Source organism: Conexibacter sp. JCM 18997 (genome assembly GCF_055391915.1).
The window spans coordinates 1647366-1664488 of sequence record NZ_AP043885.1 but is presented as its reverse complement, the minus strand read 5'-3'; the positions used below and the strand labels follow the sequence as shown (position 1 = coordinate 1664488).

Here is a 17123-nt window from a genome sequence, read left to right as displayed (position 1 = left end):
TCCTTTCACGAGATCTGCTGCTTGACGACGTCGTACGCCGGTCGCGTGACGAGGCCGCTGGCGTTGGTCAGCCCGGCGTCGAACTGCCCGCCGCCGGTCCAGCTGTACACGTACAGGCGCTGGATGCGCGGCGAGCTGCGCGCCAGCGTGAACATCCACTTCTCGGCCGACACCTGACGCGTCTGCGACGGCGGGAAGCCGGGCAGGAACGAGTACAGGCCGCCGGTCTCCGACAGCCAGACCGTGCCCTTGACCGCGCCGAGCACGGCCTTCGTGCCCTTCGACGAGTGGCGGTTGACGTCGGAGTAGTTGTGCAGGCCCCACAGCTTGGGCTTCACCTTGCCCAGCGCCCGCTGGTACTCCTCGAGGTACTCGACGGTGGTCTGCGGCTGCGCCGTGTCGAGCACCTCGGCGGCCATCACCGTGCAGCCGCCGCAGGTCCGGCGCATCGTCAGGTAGTAGCCGGCCGCCGCCTGGGGATCCCGGCAGGTCGGCTGTGAGCAGTCGTTGACCTCATCCCAGGCGGAGAACGTGCGCACGTAGGGGTAGCGCCTCATGAACGCCCGCACGCCGCGCTGATAGGCGGCGGTGGAGGGCAGCTGGCTGGCCTTGCGGGGCAGGCGCGAGTGCTCGAAGGACACGAGGATGTCGTAGCCCTGCGCGTTGGCCGCCTGCAGGAAGTCGTCGGCCTGCTGGCGCTCGAAGTTCGAGGTCAGCGCGGCGTCGTAGGCGACGACGTAGCGGACGTGCTCGAGCGGCAGGTCGGTGAACAGCGGCGTGGTGAACATCGTCGCGTCCTCGTCGCCCATCCCATAGACGAGGGCGGACGCGGAGGAGGGGAGCGCCAGGGCGCCGAGCAGGGCGACCAACAGGGCCAAACGAGTCACGAACGTCACGCTGGCGACCCTACCGATAAGGTCGGCGCGTTCATGGCAGTCCGCGTGCTGCATTGCGACGACTCTGACGCGTTCCGCCTGCTCGTTCGCGAGATGCTCAGCGACGAGGACGGGATCGACGTCGTGGGCGAGGCCGCTGATGCCGACGCGGCGGTTGCCGTCGGCCTGGAGCAGGACCCGGATGTGGTTCTGCTCGACCTGCGCGGCGGCGATCTGGGCCCGGAGGTCATCGAGCGCGTCGCGCACGCGCTCCCACGCGCCAAGATCGTCGTCCTGTCGGGCTGGGCGGGCCCGATCGACGAGAGCCGGCTCGCGGCCAGATTGGGCAAGGACATCGAGTTCTCCGAGCTGGCCGCGACCATCCACCGGGTGGTCGCCCTCCCCTGATTCGGGGTGCCCGCTCGACAAATGGACGATGCGAGCGGATCGGGTCCAACCCGTAACGTACCCGGCGATGTCTCGTTCCCCACGGGTCAGATGCGGCGGCTGCGCATTCGAATGGTTCGGCCCCACATCCGCGCACGGCCTGCGCATCGTCGGCACCTGTCCCCGCTGCGGAGGCGTGCTGGACTTCCTGATGCCCGTCGTCGAGGACGACGGCCCCGACGTGGCGGGACACCTGATGGAGCCCGTCGGCGGCGATCAGCGCACGCCGGCGTCGGTGCTGGGCACGCCGCTCAGGCGGTAGCGACGCGGGGCAGCAGCCGGGCCAGCGCGGCCTGATCGGCCTGCGCCCGCTCTTCGGCGGCGCGGGCCAGGTTCATGCGGGCCCGCACCAGCAGCGACTTGATCGCCGGCACGGTCGTGTCCAGCGCCGCGGCCAGCTCCTCGTACGAGAGCCCTTCGAGCTCGCGGATGATCAGCGCCGAGCGCTGCTGGTCGGGCAGCTGCTGGATGTCGGCCACGACCTGACGCAGGCGCTCACGGCCGGCGACCACGTCGGGCAGCGTGGCCAGGTCGGCCCCGAGATCGATCTCCTCGGTGAGCACCGGGGTGGGCCGGCGCAGCACGTCGAGGCAGCGGTTGTGGGCCACGCGGTACAGCCAGGCCCGCAGGGCCATCGGTCGGTCGTCGGCGCGCAGCGCGGTGTAGGCCCGGGCCAGGACGTCCTGCACGACGTCCTCGGCGTCGGCGCCCGCCGACATGCGCCGGACGTAGGCCAGCAGCCGGTCGCGGTAGCGGCGGTCGATCTCCGTCATGGCCGCGTCCCGGCCGGCGCGCAGGTCGGCGACGAGCTCCTCGTCGGACTGCGGCCGCAGGACGGCGTGCGTCATCAAGCGATGCCGAGGCAAGAAAGTCACGGTAGCGACCGGTTTCGACGGGCCTGAGAGAACGCCTGCGTGCGCAGGCGCTCAGGCGGCCTCGCGCAGCGCGTCGAGCTCGCGGCTCAGGGACAGGGCCCGCAGTCCCTGCTCTTCGAAGCGGCGCACGTCCTTGGGCGCCATGTCCAGCTCGCGGGCGACACGCTGCAGCGGCAGCGGGTCGCGGCCGCCGTTGAGGCCGTAGCGCAGCTTGATCACGTGGCGCTGCGGCTCGGGCAGCTGCTCGACCGTGCGGCGTACGAGGTCCTCGGTCATCGTCACGTGGACGGTCTCGTCGATGGCCGGCTCCTGGCCGGGGACCAGGTCGCCCAGAGACGCCTCGCCCTCCTCGCCGATCGGCAGGTCGAGGCTCGTCACCACGCGCGAGACGTCGATGATCTGCTGCACCTGGGCCAGCGGCAGGTCGGCGGCGTCGGCGATCTCCTCCGGCGTCGGCTCACGGCCCATCTCGACGACCAGGCGGCGCTGCACCGCACCGACCTTGCGCTCGCGCTGGGCGATGTTCGTGGGCAGGCGGATCGTCCGGCCGCGGTCGGCGATGCCGCGCTGGATGGCCTGACGGATCCACAGCGTCGCGTAGGTGGAGAAGCGCAGGCCCTTGCGGTAGTCGAACTTCTCGGCCGCGCGGACCAGGCCGATCACGCCCTCCTGGATGAGGTCCAGCAGGGCCAGGTCGTGGTTGCCCTGCATCTGGCGGGCGATCGACACGACGAGGCGCAGGTTGGAGTTGATCAGGCGGTCCTTGGCCTCGAGGTCGCCGCGCTCGATGCGCCGCGACAGCTCGAGCTCCTCGTCGGGGCGCAGCAGCCGGTAGCGGCCGATGCCGTCGAGGAACTGCGCCAGCGCGTCGCTGGTGTGATGGGCCAGGGAGGTGATCGTGTAGCTGGGCTGCTCGGCCGGGTCTCGGTCGCAGTCGTCGTCGATCTCGACGCCGGCCTCGACCAGGCGCGCCTGAAGCAGGGACACACCTTCCGCATCGAGCCCGGTCTCGCGTGCGACCGTGTCGACGTTGCAGACCGTGACGACGTGCTCGTCGCCTGCGGTCCGCTGCAGCTGCGTGAACGCCTCCTCGAGGCGTTCTGTGCTGGTGTCGGTGGCCATTGGTGTCTCGCTACCCGTCGATCGAGGGAGATAACGCTCCGTCTGGACCCCAAACCACTAACGGGCGGGAAGTTGCGCTGCCGCGACGATGCGGTCCCGGCCCGTCTGCTTGGCCGCGTAGAGCGCCTCGTCGGCGCGTGCGACGAGGTCTGAGGGGGTCTCGGTGCCGTCCCACTGGGCGATGCCCGCCGAGCAGGTCTGGCTGGCCGGCATCGCGGCGCGCAGCCGCTCGATGACGATCGCCGCGCACGCCTCGTCGCAGCCCGGGAGCAGCACCGCGAACTCCTCGCCGCCGTAGCGGGCCAGCCGGTCGCCGGGGCGCAGGTGGGCGCGCCAGGCCGCGCCGGACTCCTTCAGCAGCCGGTCGCCGTCCTGATGGCCGCGCGAGTCGTTGAACGCCTTGAAGTGGTCGATGTCCAGCAGCGCGATGGCCACCCGCGGCGTCGCGTCGCCGGCCGCCTCGGCCAGCGCCCGCGTGATCCAGTCGTCCCAGGCACGGCGGTTGCCCAGCCCGGTCAGCGTGTCGGTCAGCGCCAGCTCGGCCAGCTGGATGACCAGGTCCGCGCGCTCGATCGACTCCGCCGCCTCGGTGGAGACGAGCGGCAGCAGCCGGTGGGCCAGTCGCGGCGCCGCCCGCTCGGCGTCGCTCCAGCCCACGGCCAGGACGCCGACGACGATGTCGTCGTGGCGGATCGCCTCGTAGTGCGCCGCCGCGGGGTGATCGGCCAGCGAGGCCAGGCGCGGGTTGGCGCGGGGGTCCGCGGTCAGGTCGGCGCTGTAGGCGGCCAGACCGGTCATCGCGCAGCTGACCTCCAGCGACGGCTCGCGGCCGGGGGCCAGCCGCAGGTGGGGGAGCGGCGTCCCGGCCGAAGCGGTCGCGATCAGCGCGCCGTCCTCCTGCGGCTCCCACAGCACCGCCGAGGTCGCCCCGGTCACCCAGCGCGCCGCGTGGCAGACCGCGACGCGGGCATCGTCGGCCGTGGCCAGCGCGCGGGCGACGCGGCTCATCGTGGCCAGATCCTGCTCGCGCTCGGTGATCCAGGCCTCGCGGGCGCGCAGCCGCCGGGTCAGGATCAGCGTGGACGCGGCCAGCGCGATCGCCACCGCGAACAGGAGGATCAGAGCGACCAGCATGGCCCGGTAGTCGGCCGATGGGGGCCACGGGCGCAGGAAGAATCGCCGAAGCCGTCATGGGGACAACGTCTGCGGGTGATCGGTGACGACGATCTCGGCCTCGGCGTCGAGCACGCCATCGGGGATGAACTCGAAGGCCAGCCGGGTGGCGCGCTCGAGGCGCAGGGCGAACAGCGCGATCGCCGCCACGAGCGCGGACAGGTCGACCGGCGCGCCGGCCACGCGCAGGACGAACCGGCCGGCGGGGAGCTCGACCGCGGTGGCCGACGGGTCCGGCGGCAGCACCTCGACGGCCCGGGTGCAGGCGCCGGCGGTGAGCGTGTGGGTCGTCGCCGAGCGCCGGTCGGGCGCGGGGACCCACCAGGTCAGCATGCCCCAGATCGTCGGGCCGTCGGGTCCGAGGTGGTCGAGGTCGCGGTACAGGTTGGCCACCGTGCGGCGTACGCGGTCGCACGGCTCCAGCGCGGCTGCCAGCTCGACCATCCCGGTGGCGTTGCGGCGCAGGCCGGGCGTCGCGTCCAGCTGGGCCCGCAGCCGGGCGGCGCCGTCCAGCAGCGCGTAGGCGTCGGCCATCACCAAGCCCCGCTGCCCGGCCTCCTGCGGGTTGAACACCGGCGCGCGGGCGAGCTCGGTGGCCGACTCCTGCAGGCGCGCGTAGACCGCCTCGACGAGGTCGACGGTCAGGCGGATCGCCTCGAAGAACCGAGCCTGGGTGCGATCCACGGCGTTGGAGTCGGGGAGCGAGAGGGCCACCGGCAGAGGGATGGTCTCGGGCGGGGGCGGTCCGCGCCTACGGACGGCGGGTCCCGAACGCGCAGGCGGTGGTCCGCCTTGTGGGCCTACGCCGGGGCTTGACAGGCGCGCTCGGGCCTGGCATGTTTCACCATACGGTTAATTAACCGAATGGCTAACCACACACATCATGCACACCGATCCGCTCAGCCTCATCTTCGCCGCCCTCGCCGACCCGACCCGCCGGACCATGCTGGCCCGGCTGACCGACGGGGAGGCGAGCGTCACCGAGTTGGCCGCGCCGCACGCGATGAGCCTTCCCGCCATCTCCAAGCACCTGAAGGTGCTCGAGCGGGCGGGCCTGGTCACGCGCGGACGCAACGCCCAGTGGCGCCCGTGCCGGCTGGAGGCGGCCCCGCTACAGGACGCGACGTCCTGGCTGGAGGACTACCGCCGCTTCTGGGACGAGAGCTGGGATCGGCTCGACGAGCACCTGCGCACCATCCAACGACCCTCCGAGGAGGAGACCGCATGACCGAGATGTCCCACCACGAGCTGACCCTCGACCGCACGTTCGACGCGCCGCGCGAGCTGGTGTGGCAGTGCTACACCGACCCCGCGCATCTGACCAAGTGGTGGGGCCCCAAGGGCATGCACACGCCGCTGGAGCAGATCAAGGTCGAGCTGGTGCCCGGCGGCGCCTACCACCTGACGATGGTCGACGGCGACGGCAACGAGTACCCCTCGGAGATGACCATCCGCGAGGTGCGCGCCCCGGAGTTCCTGGCCTTCGGCTGGGACGCGGCGCGCGGGCTGGGCGGCGGCGAGGTGACGGTCGAGCTGACCGAGGTCGACGGCCAGACGCGGCTCGTCTCGGTCTTCTCCGGCGACGCGACGCCCGAGATCATGGCCGGCATGACCGAGGGCACCAACCAGCAGCTCGACAAGCTGGGCGCGCTCCTGGCCGAGATCGTCCGCAGCCTGCCCGCCCACAGCTGAGCGACCGCCGCTCGACGGTTCGGCGCTAGCCGCCGAGCGGCCGCAGGAACATCCGCTCGCGTGACTCCAGGAGCGGGATCGCACGGCCGGGTCCGAGCCGCTGGAAGTGCTCGGACTCGCCGTGCGCGCGGTAGGCCGCCTCGTCGACGTACTGCTCGTAGATGAAGAAGACCCGCGGGTCCTCGGGATCCTCGTGCGGGATGTACATGAGGCACCCCGGCTCGGCCCGCGACGGCTCGATCAAGCCGAGCACGCAGTCGCGGACCGCATCTTCGTGGCCCGGCTGGGCCGTCCACTTCGCGCACACGACGTAGGCCATGGCGCGAACGCTACCGCGGCCTCAGTACCACTTGCCGCGGGCGAACCCACCGAACGCGATCAGGCCCACGAGCAGGATGATCAGGCCGATCCAGAAGCTCCACACGATCATCAACACGATGCCGATGATCACCAGGATCCCGCCGAGGCCGATGCCTCCGGTACTGCCGCCCGTCCGTCCGTCTGCCATTCCGTGCTCCCTTCGGGGGTGTGACCCGCGGCTACCCAGGCGGATCGCTCGGCAAGCCGCCGATGCCGCGGCCCATCGACCGGGCACAAGGATTCTTTTCGGGCAGAGTGATCCAAGTTGGCGCCTTGCCGCGCATCGTTGGACATGGAGCAAACCGCGGCGCTCGAGAGCCGCACGGTCGAGCTCACCGCCGATCTCCGCAGTCCCGGCGCCGCCCGGCGCATCGCCGCCAAGGCCGCGCGCGATCACGGCGCCGACGCGCATTCCGTCGCGGTCTGCGTGTCGGAGGCCGTGACGAACGTCGTGCAGCACGCCTACCCGGGGCGCACGAACTCGGGCCCGGTCCGGCTGGTGCTCGACGCCCATCCCGAGCGAGGCTTCGCCATCGACGTCGTCGACGACGGCATCGGCTTCACGCCCCGCGCCGACAAGGCCGGCCTCGGGCTCGGCATCCCGCTGATCGAAGCGGTCAGCGAGCACGTCGACATCCGCAGCACCGGCAAGGGCACCTGCGTGTCGATGTCCTTCCGCTCGCGCGCGCCGCGGTAGACCTCAGTCGTCGAGCGCGCCCATCGTCAGGTTGACCGACGTGCCCGTCATGCCGCTGGCCCGGTCGGAGGCCATGAACGCGGCGACGTCGGCCACCTCGGCCAGCCGCATGACCCGTCGTGGGTGCGTCGTCGACGCCAGGTAGTCCTCGAACTGCGCCCAGCTCAGGCCCGGCGTCTTGATCGCGTGGAACTCGCGCATGGTCTGTGACTCGGGGAGGCCGTGCGGGCGCAGGCCGACGACGCGGATGCCGTGGGGCGCGAGCTCGGCCGACAGGTCGCGGGTCAGCCCCTCCTTGCCGGCCAGCGCGGTGCCGTAGCCGCCGTTGAGGGCAGTGCCCCGGCGTGCGGGCAGCGCGCTGACGGTCATGATCACGCCCGACCGGGCCGGGATCATGCGGCGCGCGGCCAGGCGCGCGGTCAGGAAGTACGAGGTCGTGTAGGCGGCGATCGGGTGGGCGAACTGCTCCGCGTCGACGTCGACCAGGGGCACGCCGACGACGCCCGCGTCGGGGACGCCGATCGCGTTGAACGAGACGTCGATGCGGCCGTGCGCGTCGATCACCCCGCTCAGGTGCGCGTCGATCGCCTGCTCGTCGAGCGCGTCGACCTCCGCGGCCACGGCCGTCCCGCCGGCGGCGCCGATGTCGCGAGCGAGCGCCTCGAGCGGCGCCGGCTGGCGACCGGTGAGGACGACGGTGGCGCCCTCGTCGGCGAACGCGGCGGCGACCGCACCGCCGATCGCTCCACCCGCTCCGTAGACGACGGCGATCTTGTCCTTCAGCAGCATGTCGGGCTCCTTGCCTGGCTCGGTTCTGACCGGTATGCCGATGCAGACACCAGCCAGGCGGGAAACTGGGCGCTGGCGCCGGCCGCCCAGTTCCGGCGCCGCGCGGTGTCCATCCGATCATGCCGATGCAACCAACCGATCTGGTCTCCCGGGCGCGCGCGGGCGACGACGACGCCTTCCGGGCGCTGACCGAGCCGCACGTGCGCGAGCTCCAGGTGCACTGCTACCGGATGCTCGGCTCCTTCCAGGACGCCGAGGACGCGCTGCAGGCCACGCTGCTGTCGGCCTGGCAGGGCCTGGCCGGCTTCCAGGAGCGCGCCTCGCTGCGCACGTGGCTGTATCGGATCGCCACCAACCAGTGCCTCAACGCGCGCCGCAGCGCCGGCCGCCGCCCGCCCAAGGAGTGGGACATCCCCGGCCTGCAGCCGCCCGAGCCGACCCGGTTGGGCGAGGTCGTCTGGCTCGAGCCGCTCCCCGACGTGCTGCTCGGCCCCGAGGTCAGCTACGAGCAGACCGAGTCGATCTCGCTGGCCTTCGTCACCGCGCTGCAGCTGCTGCCCCCGCGCCAGATCGCCGTCCTGATCCTGCGCGACGTCCTGGAGTTCCGGGCCAGCGAGGTGGCCGAGATGCTCGACACCACGGTCGAGTCGGTGACCAGCGCCCTGAAGCGAGCGCGCGCCGGCCTCGCGCGCGGACGCCACCACGTCGCCGTCGATCCGGGCCCGACCGAGCCGATCGTCGCGCGGTTCGTGACGGCGTACGAGGCCGCCGACCTGGACGCGATCGTCGCGCTGCTGACCGACGACGTGTTCATCTCGATGCCGCCGCTGCCGCTGGAGTACGAGGGGCGCGACCTGGCGCGCGAGCTCTTCGGCCGGCTGTTCGGCGCGGGGCGGACCTTCGACCTCGTGCGCACCCAGGCCAACGGGCAACCGGCGTTCGGGACCTACCTCCGCGCCGCCGACGGCACCCGCCACGGCACGGGTCTGATGGTGCTCACGCTGTCGGCCGACGGGATCAGCGCGATGACCCGCTTCGAGAACACCGTGCTGCCCTGGTTCGGGCTCCCGCGCTCGCTCGTGCGCTGAGCGATCCGCGGGCAACTACGGACACGCTCGGCGTGGCATTGCGGATGGAACGCTGCCGCCGCGGCGGCAGCATCAGCGCATGCCGATCGTTCCCATCACCCCACTGCGGGTCGTCATCGCCGGCGGCGGCGTCGGCGCGCTCGAAGCCCTCCTGGCGCTCCACGACCTCGGCGAGCAACGGCTGGAGCTGACGCTCGTCGCCCCGGACGACGACTTCGTGCTGCGACCGATGGCGGTCGCGGTCCCGTTCTCCGAGGGCCACGTCACGCGCGTCTCGCTGGACGGGATCTGCGCGCGGTTCGATGTCACGCGCGTGCGCAGCGCGATCGAGCGCGTCGACGCCACGGCGCAGACGGTCGCCTGCGTCAACGGCGACGTGCTGGCCTACGACCGCCTGATCCTGGCCACCGGCGCCGGCACGCGCGACGCCTACGTCTCGGCGACCACGTTCCACGACAGCGACCCGACCGAGCTCAACGGCCTGCTGCGCGACATCGAGCAGGGCTACGTCGCGTCGATCGCGGTCGTCGTGCCGCCCGCTGGCTCGTGGTCGCTGCCGGCCTACGAGCTGGCGCTGCTGCTGGCCAAGTACACCCGCGACGTCGGCTTCGAGCACACGCCGATCCACCTGGTCACGCCGGAGCCGGCGCCGCTGGCGCTCTTCGGACCGCAGGCCAGCGCGAGCGCGGGCGCGCTGCTGAGCAAGCGCGGCATCACGGTGCACGTCGCGTCCTACGCCTCGATCGAGCGAGGCGGGCGGATCGTCATGGCTCCGGGCGACCGTCACCTGCACGTGCACCGCGTCGTCGCCCTGCCGATCGTCACCGGTCGCGCGATCGCCGGCGTCCCCGCCGACGGCCACGGGTTCATCGCCGTCGACGATCACGCGCGCGTCACCGGACTGGCCGGGGTCTACGCGGTGGGCGACAACGCGAACTTCCCCGTCAAGCACGGCGGGCTGGCCGCTCAGCAGGCCGACGCGGCGGCCAAGGACATCGCCGCCGACGCGGGCGCGCCGATCGCGCGGGACCCGTTCCGCCCGGTCATGCGCGGTCTGCTGCTGACCGGCGAGCGGCTGCATCAGCCGCCGGCCAAGGTGGCCGGGCACTACCTGGCGCCGTGGCTGGAGCGCGAGGCGCAGCTCGCCGACGCGCCCGCCGTCAGCCGGTGACCAGGCCGCGGTCCAGCGCGTAGCGGACGAGCTCGGCCCGCGTGGTGCGGCCGAGCTTGCGCTGGATGTGCGCGCGATGGGACTCGACCGTGCGCACGCTGAGGAACAGCAGGTCGGCGATCTCCTGGTTCGTGTTGCCCAGGGCGATCAGGCGCAGCACGTCGACCTCGCGCTCGGTCAGGTCGTCGGGCGGTCCCTGGGGCGCCGGCGGCTCGGCCGCCAGCCGCGCGCCCAGCGCCGGATTCAGGTAGGTCTCGCCGCGGGCGGCCGCGCGCACCGCCTGCACGAGCTCCTCGTCGGCCGCCTCCTTGAGCACGTAGGCGGCGGCGCCGGCCTGCAGCGCCTGACGGGCGAACGCCGGCTCGTTCTGCATGGTCAGCACGACGATCGCCGTCTGGGGCACGTCGGCCCGCAGCGTGGGGATCGCCTCCAGCGAGGACTCGCTGCCCAGGTTGAGGTCGAGCACGAGCACCTCGGGCCGGATCGCGCGCGTCTTACGCAGCGTGTCCTCGACCGTGCCGGCCTCGGCGATCACCTCGAAGTCGTCCTCCGCGTCGAGCACGAAGCGCAGCCCGCTGCGCACGACCGCGTGGTCGTCGACCAGGACGATGCGCGTGGGCGCGGGCATGCGGCGACCCTAGCGGCCGCGGATCGGCAGCCGCGCGGCGATCCGGGTGCCGGACGGCGCAGCGTGGGTGATGCTCAGGCTCCCGCCGGCCAGCTCGACGCGCTCGCGCATCCCGATCAGCCCGAAGCCGTCGGTGCGGGCGGCGGGGTCGAGCCCGATGCCGTCGTCGGTCACCTCGATGCGCAGCGTCGCGTCGTCGGCGGCGACGACCACGTCCACGCGCGCGGCGCCCGCGTGCTTGACGACGTTGGTGAGCGCCTCCTGCACGATCCGATAGGCGCCGTCCTCGACCGCCGCCGGCAGCCGCGGCGCGCCCTCGCGCAGATCCAGGCGCAGCGTCGTCTGCACGCCGGCCGTCTGCTGCACGCGCTCGAGCAGGCTGTCGACCGCGGGACCGAGGCCGAGGTCGTCGAGCGTGGCCGGTCGCAGGTCGGTGATCAGGCGGCGCAGCTCGGCGATCGAGTCGTCGATCTGGTTCACGGCCTGGTCCATCGCCGCGTCGATCGTGTCGCGCGCCCCTCGTCGACGGGCGCCGGCCAGCAGCATGCGCAACCCGGCCAGCTGCTGGAGCGTCTCGTCGTGCAGCTCACGGGCCCAGCGGGCGCGCTCGCGCTCGGAGGCCTGCAGGCTGCGCGCGAGCGCGTCGCTGGCCGCGGTCTGCGCGGTGGCCACTGCCGTCGCGGCGCTGGCGGCGAAGCCGAGCAGCAGCCGCTCGTCGTCGTCGCTGAACGCGGCGCCGTCCTCGCGGTCGAAGGCCTCCAGCACGCCGAGCGCGCGTCCGCGGAAGACGAGCGGGACAAGCAGACCGGTCTCGGCGTCGATCCGCTGCGCCAGCCCGAAGCGCAAGCGCGACCGCGCGTCGTCGGTGCGCTGTGGCTGCATCGAGCGCAGCACCTCGCCGCCGATCGAGCCGTCGATCGGCATGCGCACATCGCGGACCGTGTCGGACACCGGCCCGGCGCTCGCGCGCACGACGAGCTCGGCGCCGTCGGCCAGCAGGATCAGGACGTTGCGGGCGTCCAGCAGCGCACGGGCTTGCTGCACGATCAGCTCGAGGATGCGGTCGACATCGGTCTCGCCGCCCAGCGCACGGGCGATCGCCGTCGTGGCCTCCAGCGCGTGGACCGCCTGCTCGAGCTCGACGCGCCGGGTCTGCTCGGCGGTGTAGGCGCGCGCGTTGTCGATGGCGATCGCGGCCCAGCTGGACAGCAGCTCGATCGCCTCCTGATCGGCGTCGTCGAAGGCGTCGGCGTCCTGCTTGTCGGTCAGGTACAGATTGCCCCAGGCCTCGCCGCGGATGACGACCGGCACTCCGAGGAACGAGCGCATCGGCGGGTGACCTGGGGGGAAGCCGAACGAGCGCGGGTGCGCGCCGACGTCGTCCAAGCGCAGCGGACGGGGCTCGCGGATCAGCACCCCGAGCACCCCGCGTCCGCGCGGCAGGTCGCCGATCGCCGCGCGCATCTCGGGCGATGCGCCGACGGTCAGGAAGCGCTCCAGCTCGCGCTTGTCGGCGTCCAGCACGCCGAGCGCGGCGTAGCGCGCTCCGGTCAGCTCGCGGGCCTCCTCGAGCACCCGGTGCAGGACGGCCTCGAGATCGAGCTCGGAGACGACCGTCCGGCCGACCTCGAGGACCCGGCGGAGTCGGCGTTCGTCGAGCATGGTGCGAGCGGGCGAGTCTAGGGGCGGTGCCGTCGCACCGTCGAGCGGATGAGCAGGCGATCCGCAGCGGGCTGGCGACGTCCGGCGCTGCTGGGGTCGATCACCGGTCCGCGGTCAAGGCTGCGGAACACTACGGAGGCCGGCGCGGAGAGACGCGGATGGCCGCGGCCCGGACGCGACGTAGGTTCGTCTTGTTCGCCGTTTCCCGCGCTTTCCTGGAGGTTCTCGATGGCCGCTCGATCCCACCCCGCACCCGCCGGCGCCGACGTCGCCCGCGGTGTCTCCGTCCGCGCGATCGTCAGCGCCGCGCCCTACTACCTGGTGCTCGCCGGCCTCTACGTCGCCTACGGCTTCCTGTGGTACTTCGCGGCCAAGGAGAAGCTCGTCGACGACGGGGGCGCGATGCCCGCCGGGCTGGGCAAGGCGTTCCAGGGGTCGTTCCTGGAGTCCGTCCCCGGCCTCGACGCCTCATGGGTGCTGCTGGGCCTGCTGGAGGCGGTCGCCTGTGTGCTGTTCGTGGCCAGCCTGGTCACGGGGGAGTTCCTGATGCAGCGGCGCAAGCCGCTCCTGCTCAGCGCGCTGGGCGTCTCGGTGCTGACCTTCGCCGCGATGGCCTTCGCCCAGAACGTGATCGCCGACCACGAGTCGGTCGCGTCGCTGATGACCTACCTGGCCGGCTCGCTCGTCGCGCTGATCGCGGTCGCCGCGGCCACGCCGGAGCGCGTCCAGGCGCTGTTCGGGGCGCGGTAGCGGATCCAGCGAGGCCGGGTCAGGCGGCCCGGCCTCGCCGCAGCCGGAACTCCACGCGCGACTGGCAGCGCTGGATGACCGCGCCCATCGAGTCGCGGGCCTCGGCGTTGAGATCGAACACCGAGCTGCCGGTGCCGTTGGAGCGCAGCGTCCCGGTCAGCCGGCCGGCGCCCTCGAAGCCGCCCGCGTCGCCGCGCAGCGTCATCGAGAAGCGGTTCAGGCGCAGCGTCGCCGGGCTCGTGCTCGAGCCGTACCAGGCCTGGTCGGTCACCATCCCGTCGCCCAGGTCGGTGCAGGACATCACGACCTGGACGTTCTTCACCGTCACCCGGCCGTTCTGCACGCTGAGCAGGATCGACCCGGGGCCGAGGTCATTGGCGCCGCTGCCGCCCCACAGGACGGGCGCGGCCTGGGCGACGGCGGGGAGGGCGAGGGTCGCCGCGACGACCAGCGCGGCCGCGATGCGCAAACGGGACATGCGGACCTATCGGCACGGGTCCGCGGCGACTCAACTCGCAGGCGCACGACCCGGCGCATGTGCGCGATGCTGTCGGACAGAACGAGGACCCCTGTGCGGGCGCGCTTCCTGACGTGCTTCCTTCTCACGAGGTGCAGGCCAAGACCGTCGCTTGCCGGCTCGGTCGGCGAGCAGTAGAAAGCGTTTGTGGTTACGTACCTGGCCAGTCTCGCCGCGGTGAACGGAACGGGTCAACGGGACCGGCGGTGGCGGATCGATGCTGTGGATTGCGATCGTCGCTGGCATCGTCCTCGCCCCAGTTGTAGTGGGACTTCTCTGGCGATGGTCAGACCATCGTCGGCGCTGACGCTGATCACCTGGCGCGACGACTCCGAGCCCTCCGCCCAATCACGAACGACACCAACCACGCCGCCTGATTTCCAGTGTCGCGACCTCACCGAGACAGGGTCAGATCAAGGTCTCCGTCGATCCCAGCCTGGCTCACCCCGTCATCGCAGCTTGATGCAACTGCGTGATCGGTGAAGTCGTTAGGTGTTGGGCGCCGTGAGTGAGCGCGTAGGGAGACTTGAATGTCGGCGTCGCGGTGGCGACGGACGCCTGGCGGGTGTCCGCGCGTCCGGTATGTCGGGTGGAGACGCGGCGCGTGCGCGTCGTATGACGCGAGAGGTGGGGAGGAACGGCGGACGCGTCGAGGCGGTCTCGGTGGCATGGTTGGTCGGTCCAGTTGCAACTGACCGGTCTCGAGCGCGTTGAGCGCGCGCCTACGGCCACCGTCGCTCTCGCCGACAATCGCGCTCAGCGATACGTCGCAAGAAGGTAGGTCGCGGTCAACGCAGAACATTGAGCGTTACAAGCACACTGAGGGAGCCGCAACGCATCGTTGGACGCAGGAAGGTCGTCCTCCCGCATGCGTACGCGAGCCGGACAGTCGAAGCTGGAAAGAAGTGCGAGTATTCAGCCTGTGCTGGACATTTCGTCGAGATTCAAGTCGCACATTCTCGTGGCGAGCTTCACGCGTCCAACAAGTGACTTGTTAGAGCGGGGGAACATGCCGCCGGCCATCCACCAGTTCCCCCGCTAGTTGCGGTAGAGCCATGACCTGGATCCTCCATGCCTCAGACCCCCACCTCGGCGACATCTCGCCCGGGCAGTCGCTCGATGACGACAAGCTCGACATCGCCCGCGAGGACCTCGAAACCACGCAGCAGGTGTTCCGCCGCACACTCGACGGGCTTGCATCATTTGTCGCTGAGCATGGCCGCCCGACTGCTGCCGTCTTCAGCGGGGACCTCGCCTACCAGGCCAACAAGACCGGCTTCCAGGCATTCGCAAAGCTCCTTGTCGACTCCGCTTCGCTCCTGCCCGCCAAGCGCCAGCGGATCGTCGTGGTCCCTGGCAACCACGACGTCGTCTGGGCCACTGAAGCGGGGACGAAAAAGCGCTACGCACCGTTCTTAGGCGCCACGCGCCAGCGTGGCTGCACTACCCCTCTTCTCGATGGACTCGACTTCTCGACGCGGAACAACGAAAAGCTCGTCCTGCCGAACGATCTTCGCCGGCACCTGATCGTCGACGACGACGTCGTCATCGTCCCGATTAACTCGAGTAACTACTGCGGGACCATGCCGAAGGTACGTGGTGGATTCACGCCCTCTGAGTGGGATCGTGCTTACGCGAAGGTTCGCGCAATCGCCAAGGTGGCCGACGCTCAAGCTGCACCCTCGGGAGACAACAAGGCCTTCGCCGAGCGGCTCCAGAAGGAGATCGAGAGGCTACGTCAGCACGACATCGCGCGGGTCTCCCGCCGCCAGCTCTTGGCCGTCGCCGAGCTGTTGAGGGCATCGGGAGTGTCCCCGCAGCGCCAGGCTGGCGACCACCGTCTGCGCATCGCGGTCTTGCATCACCAGCTGCTGCCTGTCTCCACTCGCGAGGAGTGGAAGACGTTTGAGTCCATCATCAACCTCGGCCTGCTCCGCGAGCAGCTCGTGACGTTCGGATTCGACCTCGTGTTGCACGGCCACAAACACGCCGGCCACATCTACTGGGACCACGCTACCGGCCCGGATCACGTCCACACCCCCGACCGCCGGATGCTCGTCATCGCGGGGCCAGGTCACTTCGGAGTGGGCGAACCTGTGTTGCGCGCCCTGATGCTGGAAGGGCCAAGGGCCGCACGAAATCTCCGGATCCGTACCTTTCTCGGCCTTGATCCCGGCGCCGGCACACCGGAATCATCCGACGAGATCGTGCCTCTGTGGCGGTCCCGGATGGACGCCGAATACGTCCGAGCCCCAACGCTGCACGGAGCGACCACCCACGATGTCTACTCGCGCCTTTGCGCGCACTTTGAGCAGGCTGGCAGCGACAGCGCCCGCAACGTTGTTTGTTATATCGCCGAGTCCGACGCGGCTGACAGACTGCCGCCCGATTATCCGCCGACGGGCCGGCACGACGCTCAGACCTGGTTCGAGGAAATCGTCGGCTGGTGGCAGAAGGACCGTTCGGTACTTGTGCCCGACGTCATCGGCTTCAACCACGGCGAGCGCATCTACACCCGGTGGGGCGACCAAGTTAAACGCGCGGCCCGGTCGCTCGACACTCGTAGCGAGTCGAGTCGTTCGCTGATCACCTTGATCAGTCCCAAGGAGACTGGGCGCTACGCCGATGACGGCCGACCTCTCAACACTGGCACGTACCCCGCGTTTGCCATGGCCGAGTTTATGCTCGCTGAGCGCGGCGGCAACACCTATCTCGACTGCACCGCCACGTTTCGGAAGCAAGAGATGCGCTACTGGTGGCCGATCAACGTTGCCGAGATTGCTGCGCTTCAGCGCGCCGTGATTGCCGCAATGGAGACCAAGCCAGCGCCACGCGCGGGAGCCATTGCGACTGTCTCGAACATCGCGATTTACGGCGCCACTCTGCCACGCGTTGCAGTCCTCGAACTCGACCGCCTCGTCGAGGACCCCGCCGACATCTGGGCCCTCGCCGAAGCCGTCGTCGCGCCGGACCGCGCCACCGAGACCACCCGAGCCCGCTGGCGACACATCATCAACGAGCTCGGCCGAACCCCCGACTCTCCACCGATTCCTAAGGTCGGCCACCGCAGCTTGGTCGAAGCGCTCGAACGGGCTGTGGCCCTTAAGCCGTCGCCAAAGGCTCGCACCGTGACTAGCCGCCTCATCGAGCTCGTCGCGATCTACGACGCCGTAGGGCAATCCGGGTCGCCGGAGTCTGCCGCGCTCATCGCGCCTGCCCGCGCGAGGTTCGCGACTGCAGTGATGCCCCTGGTGAAGGCCAGGGCTGGCGCCTGAGT

20 protein-coding genes are annotated in these 17123 nt (G+C 71.1%); 9 read left to right on the top strand and 11 right to left on the bottom strand.

Going from position 1 to position 17123, the window contains the following annotated elements:
* Positions 1-5: 5 nt before the first annotated feature.
* A complete protein-coding gene (locus tag ACZ5UI_RS08690; RefSeq protein ID WP_464196284.1) occupies positions 6-887 on the bottom strand; it encodes a hypothetical protein in 882 nt (293 codons plus the stop codon).
* A gap of 42 nt (positions 888-929) precedes the next feature.
* On the opposite strand from ACZ5UI_RS08690, the gene ACZ5UI_RS08685 reads away from it, so the two are divergent.
* Both ACZ5UI_RS08685 and ACZ5UI_RS08680 read left to right on the top strand, forming a co-directional pair.
* Complete coding sequence (locus ACZ5UI_RS08685; RefSeq protein WP_464196282.1) at positions 930-1283, top strand: response regulator; 354 nt, start codon at positions 930-932, stop codon at positions 1281-1283.
* Between the two features lie 175 nt (positions 1284-1458).
* Complete coding sequence (locus ACZ5UI_RS08680) at positions 1459-1584, top strand: hypothetical protein (RefSeq protein ID WP_464196280.1); 126 nt, start codon at positions 1459-1461, stop codon at positions 1582-1584.
* Here the strand turns inward: ACZ5UI_RS08680 and ACZ5UI_RS08675 are convergent.
* The 4 genes from ACZ5UI_RS08675 to ACZ5UI_RS08660 form a co-directional block, all read right to left on the bottom strand.
* Positions 1574-2170 carry an RNA polymerase sigma factor gene (locus ACZ5UI_RS08675; protein ID WP_464196278.1) on the bottom strand — a complete coding sequence of 199 codons (597 nt, stop codon included), beginning with the start codon at positions 2168-2170 and terminating at the stop codon, positions 1574-1576. The genes ACZ5UI_RS08680 and ACZ5UI_RS08675 overlap by 11 nt on opposite strands.
* A 78-nt stretch (positions 2171-2248) precedes the next feature.
* Complete coding sequence (locus ACZ5UI_RS08670) at positions 2249-3319, bottom strand: sigma-70 family RNA polymerase sigma factor (RefSeq protein ID WP_464196276.1); 1071 nt, start codon at positions 3317-3319, stop codon at positions 2249-2251.
* Between the two features lie 57 nt (positions 3320-3376).
* The gene (locus ACZ5UI_RS08665; protein ID WP_464196274.1) at positions 3377-4453 is read right to left on the bottom strand and encodes a GGDEF domain-containing protein; all 1077 of its coding nucleotides are present in this window, start codon (positions 4451-4453) and stop codon (positions 3377-3379) included.
* Between the two features lie 54 nt (positions 4454-4507).
* A complete protein-coding gene (locus ACZ5UI_RS08660; RefSeq protein WP_464196272.1) occupies positions 4508-5206 on the bottom strand; it encodes a hypothetical protein in 699 nt (232 codons plus the stop codon).
* A 169-nt stretch (positions 5207-5375) separates the two neighbouring features.
* On the opposite strand from ACZ5UI_RS08660, the gene ACZ5UI_RS08655 reads away from it, so the two are divergent.
* Both ACZ5UI_RS08655 and ACZ5UI_RS08650 read left to right on the top strand, forming a co-directional pair.
* Positions 5376-5720 carry an ArsR/SmtB family transcription factor gene (locus tag ACZ5UI_RS08655; RefSeq protein WP_464196270.1) on the top strand — a complete coding sequence of 115 codons (345 nt, stop codon included), beginning with the start codon at positions 5376-5378 and terminating at the stop codon, positions 5718-5720.
* Positions 5717-6184 (top strand): SRPBCC family protein, encoded by a 468-nt coding sequence (locus tag ACZ5UI_RS08650; RefSeq protein ID WP_464196268.1) that lies wholly within the window; start codon positions 5717-5719, stop codon positions 6182-6184. The genes ACZ5UI_RS08655 and ACZ5UI_RS08650 overlap by 4 nt, the downstream gene beginning before the upstream one ends.
* Positions 6185-6209: 25 nt before the next feature.
* Here the strand turns inward: ACZ5UI_RS08650 and ACZ5UI_RS08645 are convergent, their stop codons facing one another.
* Positions 6210-6503: a putative quinol monooxygenase gene (locus tag ACZ5UI_RS08645; protein ID WP_464196266.1), complete on the bottom strand. Its 294-nt coding sequence runs from the start codon at positions 6501-6503 to the stop codon at positions 6210-6212.
* 21 nt (positions 6504-6524) lie between these two features.
* Entirely contained in the window at positions 6525-6692 is a 168-nt protein-coding gene (locus ACZ5UI_RS08640) for a hypothetical protein (RefSeq protein WP_464196264.1), read from the bottom strand.
* 144 nt (positions 6693-6836) lie between these two features.
* Between ACZ5UI_RS08640 and ACZ5UI_RS08635 the strand changes: the two genes are divergently transcribed.
* On the top strand, positions 6837-7241 hold the full coding sequence (locus ACZ5UI_RS08635) for an ATP-binding protein (protein WP_464196262.1): 405 nt from the start codon (positions 6837-6839) through the stop codon (positions 7239-7241).
* 3 nt (positions 7242-7244) lie between these two features.
* Here ACZ5UI_RS08635 and ACZ5UI_RS08630 read toward each other — a convergent pair whose 3' ends face one another.
* The gene (locus ACZ5UI_RS08630) at positions 7245-8030 is read right to left on the bottom strand and encodes an SDR family NAD(P)-dependent oxidoreductase (RefSeq protein WP_464196260.1); all 786 of its coding nucleotides are present in this window, start codon (positions 8028-8030) and stop codon (positions 7245-7247) included.
* 125 nt (positions 8031-8155) lie between these two features.
* Here ACZ5UI_RS08630 and ACZ5UI_RS08625 point away from each other — a divergent pair, with 125 nt between their 5' ends.
* Positions 8156-9118, top strand: coding sequence for a sigma-70 family RNA polymerase sigma factor (locus tag ACZ5UI_RS08625; RefSeq protein ID WP_464196258.1), 963 nt, complete (start codon positions 8156-8158; stop codon positions 9116-9118).
* A gap of 79 nt (positions 9119-9197) precedes the next feature.
* Entirely contained in the window at positions 9198-10289 is a 1092-nt protein-coding gene (locus tag ACZ5UI_RS08620) for an NAD(P)/FAD-dependent oxidoreductase (protein WP_464196256.1), read from the top strand.
* Here the strand turns inward: ACZ5UI_RS08620 and ACZ5UI_RS08615 are convergent.
* Positions 10279-10917: a response regulator gene (locus ACZ5UI_RS08615; RefSeq protein WP_464196254.1), complete on the bottom strand. Its 639-nt coding sequence runs from the start codon at positions 10915-10917 to the stop codon at positions 10279-10281. The two genes, ACZ5UI_RS08620 and ACZ5UI_RS08615, sit on opposite strands and share 11 nt — an antisense overlap.
* 9 nt (positions 10918-10926) lie before the next feature.
* Positions 10927-12579, bottom strand: coding sequence for a GAF domain-containing sensor histidine kinase (locus tag ACZ5UI_RS08610; RefSeq protein ID WP_464196252.1), 1653 nt, complete (start codon positions 12577-12579; stop codon positions 10927-10929).
* Positions 12580-12807: 228 nt separating this feature from the next.
* Here ACZ5UI_RS08610 and ACZ5UI_RS08605 point away from each other — a divergent pair, with 228 nt between their 5' ends.
* The gene (locus tag ACZ5UI_RS08605; RefSeq protein WP_464196250.1) at positions 12808-13329 is read left to right on the top strand and encodes a hypothetical protein; all 522 of its coding nucleotides are present in this window, start codon (positions 12808-12810) and stop codon (positions 13327-13329) included.
* A 19-nt stretch (positions 13330-13348) separates the two neighbouring features.
* On the opposite strand, the gene ACZ5UI_RS08600 is transcribed toward ACZ5UI_RS08605, so the two are convergent.
* Positions 13349-13807 carry a hypothetical protein gene (locus ACZ5UI_RS08600; RefSeq protein ID WP_464196248.1) on the bottom strand — a complete coding sequence of 153 codons (459 nt, stop codon included), beginning with the start codon at positions 13805-13807 and terminating at the stop codon, positions 13349-13351.
* Positions 13808-14901: 1094 nt separating this feature from the next.
* On the opposite strand from ACZ5UI_RS08600, the gene ACZ5UI_RS08595 reads away from it, so the two are divergent.
* On the top strand, positions 14902-17121 hold the full coding sequence (locus tag ACZ5UI_RS08595) for a metallophosphoesterase family protein (protein WP_464196246.1): 2220 nt from the start codon (positions 14902-14904) through the stop codon (positions 17119-17121).
* Positions 17122-17123: the final 2 nt, after the last annotated feature.

Bases quoted from the DNA above. Each gene is read 5' to 3' on its own strand.
- ACZ5UI_RS08595 (WP_464196246.1), top strand. From the start codon at position 14,902: ATGACCTGGATCCTCCATGCCTCAGACCCCCACCTCGGCGACATCTCG.
- ACZ5UI_RS08645 (WP_464196266.1), bottom strand. From the start codon at position 6,503: ATGGCCTACGTCGTGTGCGCGAAGTGGACGGCCCAGCCGGGCCACGAA.
- ACZ5UI_RS08685 (WP_464196282.1), top strand. From the start codon at position 930: ATGGCAGTCCGCGTGCTGCATTGCGACGACTCTGACGCGTTCCGCCTG.
- ACZ5UI_RS08640 (WP_464196264.1), bottom strand. From the start codon at position 6,692: ATGGCAGACGGACGGACGGGCGGCAGTACCGGAGGCATCGGCCTCGGC.
- ACZ5UI_RS08625 (WP_464196258.1), top strand. From the start codon at position 8,156: ATGCAACCAACCGATCTGGTCTCCCGGGCGCGCGCGGGCGACGACGAC.
- ACZ5UI_RS08655 (WP_464196270.1), top strand. From the start codon at position 5,376: ATGCACACCGATCCGCTCAGCCTCATCTTCGCCGCCCTCGCCGACCCG.
- ACZ5UI_RS08615 (WP_464196254.1), bottom strand. From the start codon at position 10,917: ATGCCCGCGCCCACGCGCATCGTCCTGGTCGACGACCACGCGGTCGTG.
- ACZ5UI_RS08670 (WP_464196276.1), bottom strand. From the start codon at position 3,319: ATGGCCACCGACACCAGCACAGAACGCCTCGAGGAGGCGTTCACGCAG.
- ACZ5UI_RS08605 (WP_464196250.1), top strand. From the start codon at position 12,808: ATGGCCGCTCGATCCCACCCCGCACCCGCCGGCGCCGACGTCGCCCGC.
- ACZ5UI_RS08630 (WP_464196260.1), bottom strand. From the start codon at position 8,030: ATGCTGCTGAAGGACAAGATCGCCGTCGTCTACGGAGCGGGTGGAGCG.
- ACZ5UI_RS08650 (WP_464196268.1), top strand. From the start codon at position 5,717: ATGACCGAGATGTCCCACCACGAGCTGACCCTCGACCGCACGTTCGAC.
- ACZ5UI_RS08610 (WP_464196252.1), bottom strand. From the start codon at position 12,579: ATGCTCGACGAACGCCGACTCCGCCGGGTCCTCGAGGTCGGCCGGACG.
- ACZ5UI_RS08635 (WP_464196262.1), top strand. From the start codon at position 6,837: ATGGAGCAAACCGCGGCGCTCGAGAGCCGCACGGTCGAGCTCACCGCC.
- ACZ5UI_RS08620 (WP_464196256.1), top strand. From the start codon at position 9,198: ATGCCGATCGTTCCCATCACCCCACTGCGGGTCGTCATCGCCGGCGGC.
- ACZ5UI_RS08600 (WP_464196248.1), bottom strand. From the start codon at position 13,807: ATGTCCCGTTTGCGCATCGCGGCCGCGCTGGTCGTCGCGGCGACCCTC.
- ACZ5UI_RS08675 (WP_464196278.1), bottom strand. From the start codon at position 2,170: ATGACGCACGCCGTCCTGCGGCCGCAGTCCGACGAGGAGCTCGTCGCC.
- ACZ5UI_RS08665 (WP_464196274.1), bottom strand. From the start codon at position 4,453: ATGCTGGTCGCTCTGATCCTCCTGTTCGCGGTGGCGATCGCGCTGGCC.